Raw genomic sequence first — 13,850 nt, forward strand, 5'->3', positions numbered from 1 at the left:
CCCGAAAACCCATCCATGAATGCCCGGAAATTCTGCCACGGTGGATGCGGCCTGCGCGCGGCCGGCTTCTGCTGCCTCATGACGCTGAACGGTCTGGCCGCGCCCGAAATTTCTTCCCGCCAGTGGGTGAGTCTCGACAACGACTGGCGCTTTACGAAAGGTGATCCAACCAACAGCGACGCCCCCGCCCTGCTCTACGATGTCCGGCCCGAATCGCGCGGCGAAGGTCAGCGGGAGCGACCGGCCGAGGCCATTGCGGACGCGGAAAAACTGGCGCCGGCCACGAACCGCGTGCTCAAGCGGTGGATTCTCCCCACCGGCAATCGGTTCATCCCGGATCCGGCCCAAAGGCACGTCCGGCCCGAAGGCAATCCCGCGGCGCGCCGCCCTCACTTCAAGCTCGGCAGGCGGGCCAGCAATGCCGGGTCGAAGTCCGACGTGTCCTGATACCAGTAGGTGTCCAGGCTGCCGATGGCACTGGCGTAATTGTTGAAGCGATACATCGTGCTGAACTTGCACCACTGCGCCGAGCCGTCCGCAAAGATCTCGTTGCCGCCAGCGGGTTCCCCGCCGGAGGCGGGATGCGGCGGCACTTTGCCATATTCAAATTCATACGGCTGGCCGGTCGAGACGGCGCCGGCCCACCGGTTGCCCACCTTCATGTTGGTGTCGGCACCGAGCGCCCAAAACGGTTTGGCGCTGGCCAGCTTGACGGGGCTGTAAGACACGCCGGTCGGCGAAGCCGTCCACGTGGTCATGCCGCCAAAATAGGCGTAGCCGATATACATCTGTGTGGTGCCGTAATAACTGGGCAGGCCCGGGCTCGGGGTGCCCAGCCGGTTCGGACAGACCCAGATGGAAGGGCTGTTCTCCTGAAGCTTCAGGTAGGCATTCACGGCATCCACGACGGTCCGATCCATGGCATTGACCACAAACGTGTTTCCGCCGCCCATGCCCACCTTGTTGACCGGCGGCACCTTGTCGTTGTAATCGCCGGCATACATGTTCGCGCCCAGGCCGATTTGCCGCAAATTGCTCAGGCATTGCACGCGTTTGGCCTTTTCCTTCGCCTTCGCCAGCGCGGGCAACAACATGGCGGCCAGAATCGCGATGATGGCGATGACGACCAACAACTCAATCAAGGTAAAACCCTGACCGTTCCTGTCTTTTGCCGGGACAGCTCTGTTCATAATTCGTTTTGACTTCATCAGCGTGACATTGTGGCCGCCGCCGCGGCGGCGGCCACACATTTCGTCGTTCCGGCGTTCACGGATTCACCAACCGATAGAACACCGTGGGCTGGGTGGGATCGATGGTGAGGTTGGTGCTGCTCAGGCTTCCGTCGCCGACATCAACCCAGTTCGTGCTCAAACCGGTGGCCAGACTGTTGGTCTGCTTCTGCAACCGCCAGCCCTGCCCCGCGGGCCACGACAGGCTCAGGGTCGAACCGCTCACGCTGTTCGTGAGCAGGACGGGTCCGCTCGGGCCGAGATGCTGCACCCGCAGCGAACCCGTTCCCGCGAGATAGCCGCCCGGCGTGGTGCTGCCATAAATTCCATCCGGCTGGCTCACCCCGCCCAACACCAGCTGCGCAACCTGGTTCGTGGTGCTGAAGTCGAGCCGCAGCGCCGCGTTGGTCGCCACCGCCACCGTGGAATTCGTGCGCAGGGTTGCCTGCGCGATTGCCAGCGTTCCGGCAGCCACCGTGGTGTTGCCGTAGTCATTGGCGCCGTTCAACACCAGCATCCCCGCGCCCGCCTTGGTCAGACCGTAACTGGAGCCGGTGACCGCACCGCCGACACTGAACGTTTTGTTGCTCACCGTGACCGTCGCGTTGGCGCCGAGCGTCACCGCGCCGCTGCCGAGGTTGAGGTTCTCTGATCCGGCGAAGTAGAAGCTGCCGTTCCACGCTTGCGGGTTGTTACCGGCGTTGACGAGGTCCGCCACCATGCTGTCCAGGCCGCCGCCGTTCAGGGTAAATGCGCCGGTGCCGAGGGCCGTCGCGCTGCCCAGGGCGAGCGTGCCTTCATTGACCGCCAGCATTTTGGCGAGCGTGGAATTATCGCCGCTCAGGATTAACTTGCCCGGACCGGCCTTGGTGTTCGCGGCGTTCTGGCTGGTGCCGCCGGCCAGCACACCGCTGAAGGTGGTCACCGCATTGCTGACCACCCACGTCTTCGGGAAACTCCCGCTGGCCAGCGGCCCGGTGAAGGTCAAATTCCCCGTCCCGGCATAAATGCCGCCGAAGCTGAGATTCATGCTGTTCGTCAATGTTCGGGCGGTCGAATCCGAAGACTTGATGGCCGCATCTCCGCTGGCGAATTCGATGGTCCCGCTCCCGAGCGCGGCATTGTCCCCAATGACCACCGGACCGCCGCTGATTCGGAATCCACCGGTCAGCGTGTCCCCGTTCGCCGCCAGCAGAACGAGGGCGCCGCTGCCCGCCTTGGTCAGGCGCGCGGTGCCATAAATGACGCCGCCCACCGTCAGGGAGTTGCTGTTCACCGTGACGGTTTTCTCCGTCGTGCCCGCCGTAACCGCACCGGCGCCGAGATTCAGATTTTGGGAGCCGAGGAACGTGAAGCTGCCGTTCCAATTTTGCGGATTGGCATTGGCGACGACCAGATTCGGCACCGAACTGTCGAGGCTGCCGCTCGCCAGCGTCAGGGCGCCCGAACCGATGGCCGTGCTGCTGCCGAGGATCAATGTGCCTCCGCTCAACGCGGTGTCACCGGTGTAGGTGTTCGCGCCGGAAAGACTGACGGTGCCGCTGCCGCCCAGGCTGATGCCGGAGAAGCCGTCCACGTTGCCGGAAATCGCGAGCGACGCGTTCGAGGCGGTGCTGATGGATGTTGCGTCTGCCAGCGATACTTTCGTCGCAATGACGTTGCCCGTGCCCGCCAGCACGCTGATCCCCGCGCCTACACCACCATTGTCGAAGGTCAGGGTGTTGACGGCGCTCGTGATGACGAATGAATGGTCGTTCGTGAAGCTCAGTCCCCCGATCGTCTCGCTCGCGTCCAGATTGATTGAGATCTGGCTTGAACCCACGCCGAGCAGGGCGAATTCGCCGGCGGTGTCGGGAAAGTTGGGATTGCTGCTCCAGTTGGCGCCGGTGCTCCAGTTGCCGTTGCCGTCAAAGGTCCACGTGGAGCTGTTCGCCACTACCAGCTTCACTTCGGTGGCGCTGCTGGAAACCGCGGCGATCGTTCCTGCCTGGAGCCCCGCGCCGGTGATGATCGGCATGGTTTGGAAGGAGCCGCTGATGGTGTAGATGGCCGTGTTGCCCTCCAACAGCAACGTGTATTGGCCCGGAGGCAACGGTGTGCCGCCGTCCACGTGAACCTCGATCAGATTGTTGTTCAGCGTGACGTTCCCGTAAACGGTGAGCGGCGTCGCGCCGCCCGCCGCGGCGGCAAACCGGCCCTTGGAATTCGCCTGCCACGTGATCGCGGAAGCGACGGACCCGGTGCCGCCGAACACGGTGTTGGCCGCGACGGTCACGGCGCCCGCGCCATAGTTGTTGCCGTTCACCAGAAGCGTGCCGGCGTTGACCGCCGTGGCGCCGCTGTAAGTGTTGTCGCCCGCCAGGATCCATGTTCCAGCATCCTCCTTGGTCACCGCCCCGGCGCCTCCGGCATCCACGATCGCGCCGGACACGAGCCCGGCGCCGGCGCCGCCCAGAATCAGCGTGCGCGGATTGACGGCGGAAACCGTGCCTGCCAGCGTCAGGAAACCGCTGTTCACGACGACCTTCGGGTTGCCATTGCCATAGATCATGTCCACGGGACCGGAAATGGTGTTGCTGCCGGCTTCATTGAAGAGCACGCCTGACGTGCCGCTCAAGGTGAAGTTGATGGAGCTGTCCACGTTGATGTCGCCGCTGATGCCGTTCAAATGCAGCGAGGCATTGGGCACGTTGCAGGTCACGACCTTCGGCCCGACCCCGAGGGCGTTGCCGTTGGTGAACCAGAGTGCTCCGGCGTTCCCGTAGGTGAGGTTGACCGGGCCGGTGAAGGTGTTGTTGCCGTAAAGTCTCAGCTTGAGCGCGGCGTTGGCCAGCGACACGCTGCCGGTGCCGGTGATTTGATCGGCAAAGATTACGTCCGCCGCCAGGTTGAATGACAGGTTGCCGTTGTCCACCAGCGTGCCGGAGCCCAGGCTGCCGGTGGTGCCGCCGCTGCCAATTTGCAGCGTGCCAGCGTTGATCACTGTGCCCCCGGTGTAGGTGTTGGTGCCGGACAGTGTCTGCACGCCCGTCCCCTCCTTCACCACCGTCAGACTGCCGGAGGTGTTCTGGATGCGGCCGGCAAACGTCGAAAACGCTCCATTGGCGCCCACCGTCAACGTGACGGCGCCGCCTGCCAGCGAATCGACCGCGGCGTCTGCGAACGTGGAGTTCAGACCGCCCAACACCGCGCTGTTGCCGTTCAAATCCAAACTGGCACCGGCGCCCAGGTTCACGTTGCCATGCCCCGGTCCGCCGGCAATGCCGCCCGCATTGAGCAGTTTCAGCGTGCCCGCGCCGATGCTGGTGTCGCCGCTGTAACTGTTGGAGCTGCTCAAGCTGAGCGTGCCCGTGCCGTTCTTGCCCAAGGCACCGCCGCCGCTGATCACGCCGGCCAGGGTCACGTTGTTGGCGTTGTCATCGACCGTGGCGGTGCCGGCGCCGGCGATGATGTTGTTGGCCAGCGTCAGGGCCGCGCCCACGCGCACCGTGGCGCTGCTCGCCACGCTCAAATCCCCCGCGCCGATGGCATTGGCGTTGTCCAATTGCAACACGCCGCCACCGCTCAGGATGGTGCCCACGCTGCCGGCGGACGCCGGGCCGTAGGTGTTGTTCCCGGACAACGTCACCGTGCCCGGACCGTTCACCGACACCGTCCGGGCGCCGCTGCTGTTGCCCATGGCGCCGGCGATTTTCAGGGACGTTCCCGCCGTGGTCAGGATTCCCAAGTTGTCGTTGAGGGCGACGGCAGGCGCAATGGTGTTGGACATGCCGCCGTTCACGCTGATGGCCGCACCCACGTCCTTGTTGTCCAATGTCAGCGGGTTGCCGGCATCGGCGATGAGGAAGGAATTGTCGTTGGTGAATTGAATCAGGCCGAGGGAAACGGGCGTGTCGAGCGTGACGGTGGTGTAGGCCGCACCTACGCCCAGAATCGCGCCGTCACCGGCGACGTGGGGCGTATTGGGGTTGCTGCTCCAGTTCGCCGCGGTGGACCAGTTGCCGCTCGTGCCGCTGGTCCAGACGGCGTTCACGCCGGTCAGGGCCACGGTCAGCGTCACCGTCCCGCCGCTGGTCGTAACGGTCGAAGCCGTGCCCGCCTGGACGCCCGCTCCGGTGAAGGTCGGCGCGCCCGTGGCGAAGGAACCGGTGCTGCCGCCGGCATTGTAAGTCATCAGCCGGTAGGTGCCGGGTGGCAAGGGCGTGGCCCCGGCCACGTTGATCGTCAAATTGTTGTCGTTCAGGGTGACGCTGCCCGCGATTTGCAACGGCGTCGCATTGGAACCGCTGATCGCCGTCGTGGGCGTCACCGTGAACAAAGCGGCCGAACCGGATTGCCAGTCCACTGTCCCGCCGATGGAGTTCGTCCCGCCGAGCGTCGCGCCGTTCGCAACTGTCACCGCCCCGCCCCCGAGGCTGCCGTTGACCAGCAGCGTGCCCGCGTTGACCGCCGTCGCTCCGCTGTAGGTGTTGGCACCGCCCAGCGTCAACGTCCCGCTGCCATCCTTGGTCAGCGACACCGTGCCGGTGGTGTTCTTGATGGACCCGTTGAACACGCTGTTGCCGCTGCTGCTGACCGTCAGCGTGTCAAAGCCCGCGGCGGCCGCATCGTCAATCACGCCCGCGGCATTGCCGCTCAGATTGCCGACCACGGGAGAGCTGCCATTCAGGTCGAGCGTTCCGTGCACCGTCAGATTGGCGCCGCCGGCCCCCAGCGCGCCCGCGTTGCCCAGCTTCAGGACGCCGTTGCTGACCACGGTGCCGCCCGAGTAGGTGTTCACACCACCGAGCACCAACGTGCCCGCACCGGCCTTGGTGAGGCTGTAACCGCTGCCGGAAATGACCCCATCCACCTCCAGCGTTTTGGCGTTCACGGTCACAACGCGGCTGGCGTTCAGGGTCACGTTGCCATAACCAAGGTTGAGGTTTTGCGTGCCGAGGAATCCGAAGTTGCCATTCCAATTCTGCACGTTGTTCCCGTAGCTGACGAGATCGGCGACGGTGCTGTCGAGGTTGCCGCCGTTGATGGTCAGCGTGCTCGTGCCGAGGGCGCCGGGGTCCGCCAGCCGGAGGGTGCCGCCGTTGAGGACCGTGGCTGCGTAGCTGCCCGCAAACGAAATCCCCGGCGTGGGCGTGCCCACCAGGGTCACCGTGCCGCTGCCGTTGACCGTCAGGTTCAGGTTGCCGCCGCTGTTCTGGGCCTGAATTGTGGTGTTCAGGATGAAATCTCCCGCGCCGGCCAGGCTCAACGTGTGCGAACCGCCGCCGCCCATGAGGAAGAAGCAGTTGGTGTTGATCGTCACCGGATTGGCCGAATTGTTGGTCCAGGCATGAACCGACCCGTTGCCAGTCGCGCCCAACGCGAGGGGCAGCGCGGGGGTGTCGCTGCTGCCAAAGGTCACCGGCCCCGCGCCGTTTTCCACCACGAAACTGGTGTTGAGCCGGATACGCCCGCTGTTTCCGACGTTCTCCACGATGGTCAATGGACTGGTCTGACCCGCAAGCACGTTGACGTTCAGGCCGGGATTGGAATCGGCCAGCGCGCCGCCGTTGGTCAGGGTCAGGCTGCCGGACGCCGTGCCGTTCCACTGAATCGTGTCGCCAGGGGCTGGAGCGGCCGCGGGACTCCAGTTCGCGGCAGTGCCCAGCAGCTTGTCGCCCGCCGAATTCGTCCACGTGAGCGTGGCGGCGAATGACGAACCGGCCAGCAGCGGGGTCAGACAGACCAGCAGCCTGGCCGCGGCATTTCCAATTTGCACTTTGGCTGATTTCATGATGATGCGATGAGTTGGAGGATTTGGGGATTGGTTGTTTAGCTGGATGACTTGGGGATTAAACTGCCGACGGGAACGGGGAACAAAACGCGGAGCACGCACGAAGCGGAGCGGCTGAGATCTGATTCATGGATTTAAATGCGGTTGCCTGCCAAAAATTTCGACGGTTTGTGCGTCCTGATGTGGGCTGACCACGAACCTAGGTGGCGCCGACAACGGTAGCCATACGACGTATGTCGTATTTTGCGCGGGCACGGGCGGGAACCACCACCCCGATGGTTCCCGCCCCCAACCCGCCAACCGATGCGAAACCCTACGCCGGCCCGCTCGATCCAGCCGCGATTCGGCAGGCGGCTCACAACTGAGGCTTTGCATGGGCCAATACTGCCATTCACAGTGTTTCCGGGTTCAATCCAGTTGTAACGAACGGGCGATTGGGAAAGCCATACGACGTATGTCGTATTCTTTTTTCCGGCGACACACGGGTCCCGACGAGCATACGATAAACGTCGCATGGACGCCCCGGTAACAACGGCTAAGATGGCGGGTCAAATCCGATGACGTTCAATATTCGCCCGCTCATATCCCTGCGCGCCGTGCTCGCGCTGTTCGCCGGTCTGCTGGCCGCTACTACACAATCGGCGCTCGCCCTCGGGGAACCTGGATTTGTTCTGACCAACGCCGCCTCCGGCTGCTTCCCGTTGTTCGACCGCACGACCGCGCCGCTTCTGATTGCGGCGGATGACTGGCCGGGAGTCAGGCGTGCCGCCAACGATCTCGCCCACGACATCGAACGCGTCACCGGCACGCTGCCCGCCATCAGTGAGAACGCGGACCTGAAGCCGCGTCATGCCGTGATCATCGGCACCCTCGGCCACAACACCGTCATTGACCGGCTGGTGCGCGAGCAGAAGCTCGCGGTGACGGAAATCGCCGGCCAATGGGAATCGTTCGTCCTCCAAGTCGTCACCAATCCCCTGCCCGGCATCGAAAGCGCGCTGGTCATTGCTGGCAGCGACAAGCGCGGGACCATCTACGGCATCTACGAACTGTCCGAACAAATCGGCGTTTCGCCGTGGCATTTTTGGTGCGACGTCCCGGCAAAGCATCACGACCGGCTCTATCTCAAACCGGGCAGGTTCGTCACCGGTCCGCCGTCGGTGAAATATCGCGGCATCTTTTTGAATGACGAGGCGCCGGCGTTGAGCGGCTGGGTGGCCGGCCGATACGGAACCGTGCCGGGCCTGCACGGCGTGGCCAACTTCGGCCGCGGCTTTTACACGAACATCTTCGAACTGATGCTCCGCCTCCGCGCGAATTACCTCTGGCCCGCGATGTGGGGCAACGCCTTCAACGAGGATGATCCTGAAAACCCACGCCTGGCCGACGAGTATGGCATCGTCATGGGCACCTCGCACCAGGAGCCCATGCTGCGCGCGCAAAAGGAATGGGACCGCGGCTACGGCCGCACCTACGGCGCGTGGGACTACAACCAGACGAACCAGCGGCCCGTGCTGCGGCAATTCTGGCGCGCGGGCATCCGGCGCAACCAAAATTACGAAAGCATCATCACCATGGGCCTGCGCGCCGAGAACGACAGCGGCGCGCCGGTGGGCAGGGCGCTGACCGAGGAAATTGTCGGCGTGCAGCGGCACATCCTCGCCGACGAGGTCAATCCCGATCTCGCGCAAATCCCGCAGGTGTGGTGCCTCTACAAGGAGGTGATGAACTACTACGCCGACGGACTGCGCGTGCCGGATGACGTCACGCTCCTGTGGGCCGAGGACAATTGGGGCAACGTCCGGCGCCTGCCGACCGCCGCGGAACGCCGGCGCCGCGGTGGCGCGGGCATCTACTATCACCTCGATTACCACGGCAGCCCGCGCAGCTATCAATGGATCAACACCAGCCCGATCGCCAAAATCTGGGATCAGATGTCCCTCGCGAAGGAATACGGCGCGGACCGCATCTGGATTGTCAACGTCGGCCATTTCAACAAGAGCGGTGAATTTCCGCTGGAGTTTTTCATGCGCTACGCCTGGGACACGAAACGCTGGACCAGCACGAACCTCGATGAATTCACCCGGCTCTGGGCGGAACGCGAATTTGGCGCCCTGCACGCTGCCGAGATTGCGGACCTCCTCACCCAATCCGCGCGGTTCAATGCCCGGCGGAAACCCGAGTTGCTCGACGCGCACACCTACAGCCTGTTGAACTATCGCGAATTCGCCACCGTGGTGGCAGGCTACCGGTCGCTCGCCGACCGCGCGCAGACGATTTGCGACCAGCTGCCGCCCGAATATCACGACGCGTTCTACGGCATGGTTCAATATCCCATCAAGGCGGCCGCGGGTTTGAACACCATGTATCTCGCGGCGGCGAAGAACGCGCTTTACGCGCAGCAGGGCCGCGCCAGCGCAAACGATTTTGCCGCCGAAACGCGCGCCTTGTTTGCGGCGCAAACGAATCTGGCCGATCACTTCAATCACGTGTTCGCCGGCGGCAAATGGAACCACTTCATGGATCAGGCCTACATCGGCTATCGCAGCTGGGATCCGCCGCACGCGAACAACCTGGGCGCCGTCCGGCTCCGGGAAATCCCGGTGCCGGCAGCCGCCGCCATGGGGGTCGCCGTCGAAGGCGAAAGCGGCACCGCGGGTGGAACCGTGCACTTGGACCGGTTCGGCCAGCGCTCCCGTTCTGTGGAGGTGTTCAACAAAGGGCGGACGCCGTTTGCATTCACCGCCACGGCCGGCGCGCCGTGGATCACGCTGAGCCAGTCCCACGGCACAATTGACCATGATTCGCGCCTCGACGTGAGCGTGGACTGGGCGAAGGCGCCTTCGGACAATGGCCATGCACGAATTGAATTCTCCGGGACGGAGACCAATTTCACGGTCCACGTGACCACGTTCAATCCCGCCACGCCCCCATCCGCATCAAGCCGGTGCTTTGTCGAAGCGGACGGCTATGTTTCCATCGAGGCGGCGCACTACGCCCGGAAGACCGACGCCGGCGCGAACCGCTGGATCGAGATTGAAGACTACGGCCACACGCTGTCCGGCCTGCGCGCCGACGGCCCGCCGGAAACCCTGACCACGCCGGGCAAGGATGCCCCGTGCCTCGAATACGAAATGCATCTCTTCCACACGGGCCAGGTCGCAGTTGAAACCATCGTCGGACCGACGTTGAATTTTCTGCCCGGCCGGCCCTTGCGTTACGCAGTCGCCTTCGACGACGAGGTGCCGCAAACCGTCACCATCGTGCCGGCCGGCTTCGACGCCCACAACGGCAATCGGAACTGGGAGGAGTCCGTGATGAACAACTGCCGGCGGATCACCTCCACACACATCATCCAACAGACGGGCAATCACACCTTGAAAATTTGGATGGTGGACCCCGCCGTCGTATTGCAGAAGGTCATCGTGAACACCGGCGGCGTGAAGCCAAGCTACCTGGGCCCGCCCGAAAGCCGGCATTTCAGCGAGGCCGGAATTGAGGCAGAGGCAGCGCCGTCCGGCAACTGATTTCAAGAACCGTCGGGGAGGAGAACACCGCGCTTCATTTGGCGCCGGGAAGCGGGCGACTGAGCAACGGCAGCATCGTTTCGGCATAGCGCCTGCCCAGTTCCCGGTAACCGGCCGCGGTGAAATGCAAATGATCCGGCCGGCAGGCACAGCCCGCTGACGAAACGACGTGCGCGGTGGGAATGGTCTTTGGCAGATCGTCAATGATGCGGTTCATGCTGCCACACGCGCCCTGCTGATCCGCATTGACGACTTCGCCGGCAATCAGCGGCACCTCCTCCGCTTTGAGGTTCAGGTCGTGCAACAGATTATCGTAAACGCCCTTCACCTTGCCCGGCCATTCCTTGTCGTTCGTGTTGGATTCGCCCTGGTGCAGCAGGATGCCCTTGATGACGCCGTCCCGTTGCGCCCGCCTGGCCAGATCCACCAGCCGTTGATACGGGTTGCTGCCGTAGCTGCGGATGATGTTGGTCATCCAACTGGGCGCGGTGGCCGCGTAGGCCTGATAGCGGTCCTTCTCGAACAACTCGATCTTGCAGCCGCCGACCGAGACATTGACGACGCCCACCTTGATGTTCGGCGGGAGATTCGAGACCAGCGTCCGGCCAAAATAATCCGCCGGGCACAATCCCGTTGAGGGCCGGCACAGCGGCGGGACGGCCGGATACCAATTGCCTTCCACCCTGCCCTGCTTGGGAAAATCCACCGCCGCCAGAACCTTGAAGCGATCATTCACCGGTCCCTGGTCGGATGCTTCGATGCCGGGAAAGCCCTCCATGTTCGACTGGCCGAAACAGAGGAACACGAAGAAGTTTGTGTCCTGGGAAAACCCTCTCGCTGCGCATAAGAGCAGCCCGGCCACCAGCAGCATGTTCCATTTTCGTTTCATGGTCTTTGGCTGCGGCTCAGTTTTGACGGGCGGCCGGCTCCGGCAGGCTCAACTTTTCTCCGCTGAGCACGCGCAGCACGGCGTCGTAGGCCGGCTTGGGCCGGTCATGACCATCGAACAGCAACGGCCGGCCACCGGCCCGCCACGAAACGGCGTCGTTGACGCCCCAAAAGGTCACCATCTGCACCGACCGCTCGTGCTTGAGGAACGCCTTGAAGAGGCTCGCATACTGGTCGGCAAGACGTTGGTTGGCCTGCTCAACCAGTCCGCCCTGCGTGGTTGTGGCGTTCTCGGAGATGTCCGCGCCGAAATTCCGCTGGCCCCCTTCGGCGCTGTTGACGTCGAGTTCGGTGATGTGAATCGGCAGCCCCAGCGATTCAAGGTCCGTCAAAGTCCGGTCCATCTCCTCGAAGCTCGGACCGGAAACGCTGACGTGGGTTTGCGAACCGATGGCCATGACCGGCACGCCCTGCTCCTGGAGTGACTTGATCAACGTGATGAGCTTGCGGCGCTTGACCGGATTCTCCAGCCCGTAGTCGTTGTAGCGAAGAATCGCCTCCGGGTCCGCCTCGTGCGCGTAGGCAAACGCCTTGGCAATGAAGTCAGGACCGATGAGTTCCGACCACGGCGAATTACGCAGGACGTTCGTGCCATTGTCCGAGATGGCCTCGTTCACGACGTCCCAAACCTTGATCTTCCCCTTGTAGCGCCCCACGACCGTGTGAATGTGCTCGCGCATCCGTTCCAAAAGTTCTTCGCGCGAGGCGTGCGGCCGGTTCAACCAGCTCCAGCCAGAACCGCGTCCAAACCGGCGGCCCTCCCGCGAATTCGCCTCGCCGTTCATCGCATTCGTCGTTGCCGGCGGCAGGTTGGTTCCCGCGAAAACCCAGCCAGGGGTTTGTCCGTGCCAGACCAGCGTGTGACCGACCAAATACAGGTTGTGGCTCAGCCCGAAGTTCACGTAAGCGTCGGCCGGCGCCCAATCATAACCTTCCGGGCCGGCCTGCGGGTGAATCAGCGCCCATTTCAGGTCGTTCTCCGGCGCGATCTGGTTGAATTGCTCCAGCACCAGCGCCGTGTCGGCGCGCACCTCGTCAAGCGTGCGGCTGACGTTGTCCGCCCCGACCGCCGTGCCCGTGGCGATCGGGCGATTGATGGCGACACCAATGTAAAAGTGCCCCCGACAGGCTTCCTTCAGGGTGGGCTTTTCCGCCGACCAGACGCTGGCGCCGAAGGCCAGCAACACGGCCACGGAGAGGCGGTGGCGAAGACCGGATTTGGAAAAGTGCAGTTTCATTTGCCTGGGTTTCTGTTTGCTTGCGATGCGTCGAAGTTGTCCGTCAATTCGTCGAAGGCCCGCTTGGGCCGCCGACTTCCATTTTTTCTGGGGGAACACTGACTCCCGCTTCGGTTTGAGTGATGGGCTTGATGGTGCCATCGGGATTGTAATCGAGGTATTCGACGCACACGGCCCGCCGGCCGAGCGCGCCCTTTTGGCCATGCAACGTCAGTCCCGCAAAATGATAGAAGAAATACCACCGGCCTTTGAACTCGATGATGCCCGGATGAATCGTAAAACTGTTCCGGGCCGAACCGGTCAGCTTGCCGCGCGGCGTCCACGGTCCGGTGATCTTCTCCGCCGTGGCATAACCGATTTGTTCGGCGCCGTTGCCGGGAAACATCGCAGCATAGACAAGGTAATACAATTTGCCGCGTCGGTAGAGCCACGGACCTTCGACGTAGTTCGGCACATCCACCTTCTGAATCTCGCCGGCCAGCTCGATCATGTTCGGTTTGAGCTTCACCAGGTAGCAGTCGCCGTTGCCCCAGCACAGCCATGGGGTTCCGTCGTCCTCGATCCAAACGGTCGGATCAATGTCCTCCCAGGGACGTTTGGCTTTGGGCGTCATGCTGTCGCGGATGAGTGGTTTCCCAATGGCATCCTTGAATGGGCCGGTCGGCGCATCGGCCACGGCCACGCCGATGTTGTTGCCCGGCGCGGTGCGGTCGCCCTTCACGGTTACGAAATAGTAGAACTTGCCGTCCTTCGGCACGACCTGCGCCGCCCAGGCTGAATTGGGCAAGCCCCAGGAGAAATTGGTGGGACTCAGCACCACGCCGTGCGCCGTCCAATGCTTCATGTCCCGGCTCGAAAAGCAGAGCCAGTCCGGCATGGTAAACATCTCGCCGTCCGCGGCATTGTCGTGGCCAACGTAAAGATAGACGGTGTCCCCGATGACCACCGGCGCAGGGTCGGCAGTGAACACATCGCGGATGATGGGATTGGAACCCGGCGCTGGAACGGATGGCCCCTCTGCGGCCCGAAGCCAGCCTGATGCGCCAGCGAGGAGAAAGATCGCAAGGGCGGAACTCAAAATCAGGAATTCAATTCGTCTTGTCATGCTTCGTCCTTCAGGCCGGTCGTTCAGGGC

At 63.4% G+C, this 13,850-nt stretch carries 7 protein-coding genes; 2 read left to right on the forward strand and 5 right to left on the reverse strand.

The window, feature by feature from the left end; translation table 11 throughout:
• The first annotated feature begins 15 nt into the window (after positions 1–15).
• Positions 16–447 (forward strand): hypothetical protein, encoded by a 432-nt coding sequence (locus VFV96_05980; protein ID HEU5069943.1) that lies wholly within the window; start codon positions 16–18, stop codon positions 445–447.
• Here the strand turns inward: VFV96_05980 and VFV96_05985 are convergent.
• Together VFV96_05985 and VFV96_05990 are read right to left on the reverse strand one after the other, a co-directional pair.
• Positions 390–1,190, reverse strand: coding sequence for a prepilin-type N-terminal cleavage/methylation domain-containing protein (locus tag VFV96_05985; protein ID HEU5069944.1), 801 nt, complete (start codon positions 1,188–1,190; stop codon positions 390–392). The genes VFV96_05980 and VFV96_05985 overlap by 58 nt on opposite strands.
• Before the next feature lie 76 nt (positions 1,191–1,266).
• Complete coding sequence (locus tag VFV96_05990) at positions 1,267–7,002, reverse strand: autotransporter-associated beta strand repeat-containing protein (protein ID HEU5069945.1); 5,736 nt, start codon at positions 7,000–7,002, stop codon at positions 1,267–1,269.
• 557 nt (positions 7,003–7,559) lie between these two features.
• Here VFV96_05990 and VFV96_05995 point away from each other — a divergent pair.
• Complete coding sequence (locus VFV96_05995) at positions 7,560–10,529, forward strand: glycosyl hydrolase 115 family protein (GenBank protein HEU5069946.1); 2,970 nt, start codon at positions 7,560–7,562, stop codon at positions 10,527–10,529.
• Positions 10,530–10,563: 34 nt separating this feature from the next.
• Here VFV96_05995 and VFV96_06000 read toward each other — a convergent pair whose 3' ends face one another.
• From VFV96_06000 to VFV96_06010, 3 genes are read right to left on the reverse strand one after another with little or no spacing between them, the layout of a single operon-like run.
• Complete coding sequence (locus VFV96_06000; protein HEU5069947.1) at positions 10,564–11,418, reverse strand: sialate O-acetylesterase; 855 nt, start codon at positions 11,416–11,418, stop codon at positions 10,564–10,566.
• A gap of 16 nt (positions 11,419–11,434) precedes the next feature.
• Positions 11,435–12,715, reverse strand: a complete 1,281-nt coding sequence (locus VFV96_06005; GenBank protein HEU5069948.1) for an endo-1,4-beta-xylanase — start codon at positions 12,713–12,715, stop codon at positions 11,435–11,437.
• A gap of 43 nt (positions 12,716–12,758) precedes the next feature.
• On the reverse strand, positions 12,759–13,793 hold the full coding sequence (locus VFV96_06010; protein ID HEU5069949.1) for a glycoside hydrolase family 43 protein: 1,035 nt from the start codon (positions 13,791–13,793) through the stop codon (positions 12,759–12,761).
• Positions 13,794–13,850 lie beyond the last annotated feature (57 nt).

The organism is Verrucomicrobiia bacterium (genome assembly GCA_035765895.1).
Taxonomy (GTDB): domain Bacteria; phylum Verrucomicrobiota; class Verrucomicrobiia; order Limisphaerales; family DSYF01; genus DSYF01.

Excerpts from the sequence above, each read along its gene's own strand:
- VFV96_05980 (HEU5069943.1), top strand. The coding sequence starts at position 16 with ATGAATGCCCGGAAATTCTGCCACGGTGGATGCGGCCTGCGCGCGGCC.
- VFV96_05985 (HEU5069944.1), bottom strand. The coding sequence starts at position 1,190 with ATGAACAGAGCTGTCCCGGCAAAAGACAGGAACGGTCAGGGTTTTACC.
- VFV96_05990 (HEU5069945.1), bottom strand. The coding sequence starts at position 7,002 with ATGAAATCAGCCAAAGTGCAAATTGGAAATGCCGCGGCCAGGCTGCTG.
- VFV96_05995 (HEU5069946.1), top strand. The coding sequence starts at position 7,560 with ATGACGTTCAATATTCGCCCGCTCATATCCCTGCGCGCCGTGCTCGCG.
- VFV96_06000 (HEU5069947.1), bottom strand. The coding sequence starts at position 11,418 with ATGAAACGAAAATGGAACATGCTGCTGGTGGCCGGGCTGCTCTTATGC.
- VFV96_06005 (HEU5069948.1), bottom strand. The coding sequence starts at position 12,715 with ATGAAACTGCACTTTTCCAAATCCGGTCTTCGCCACCGCCTCTCCGTG.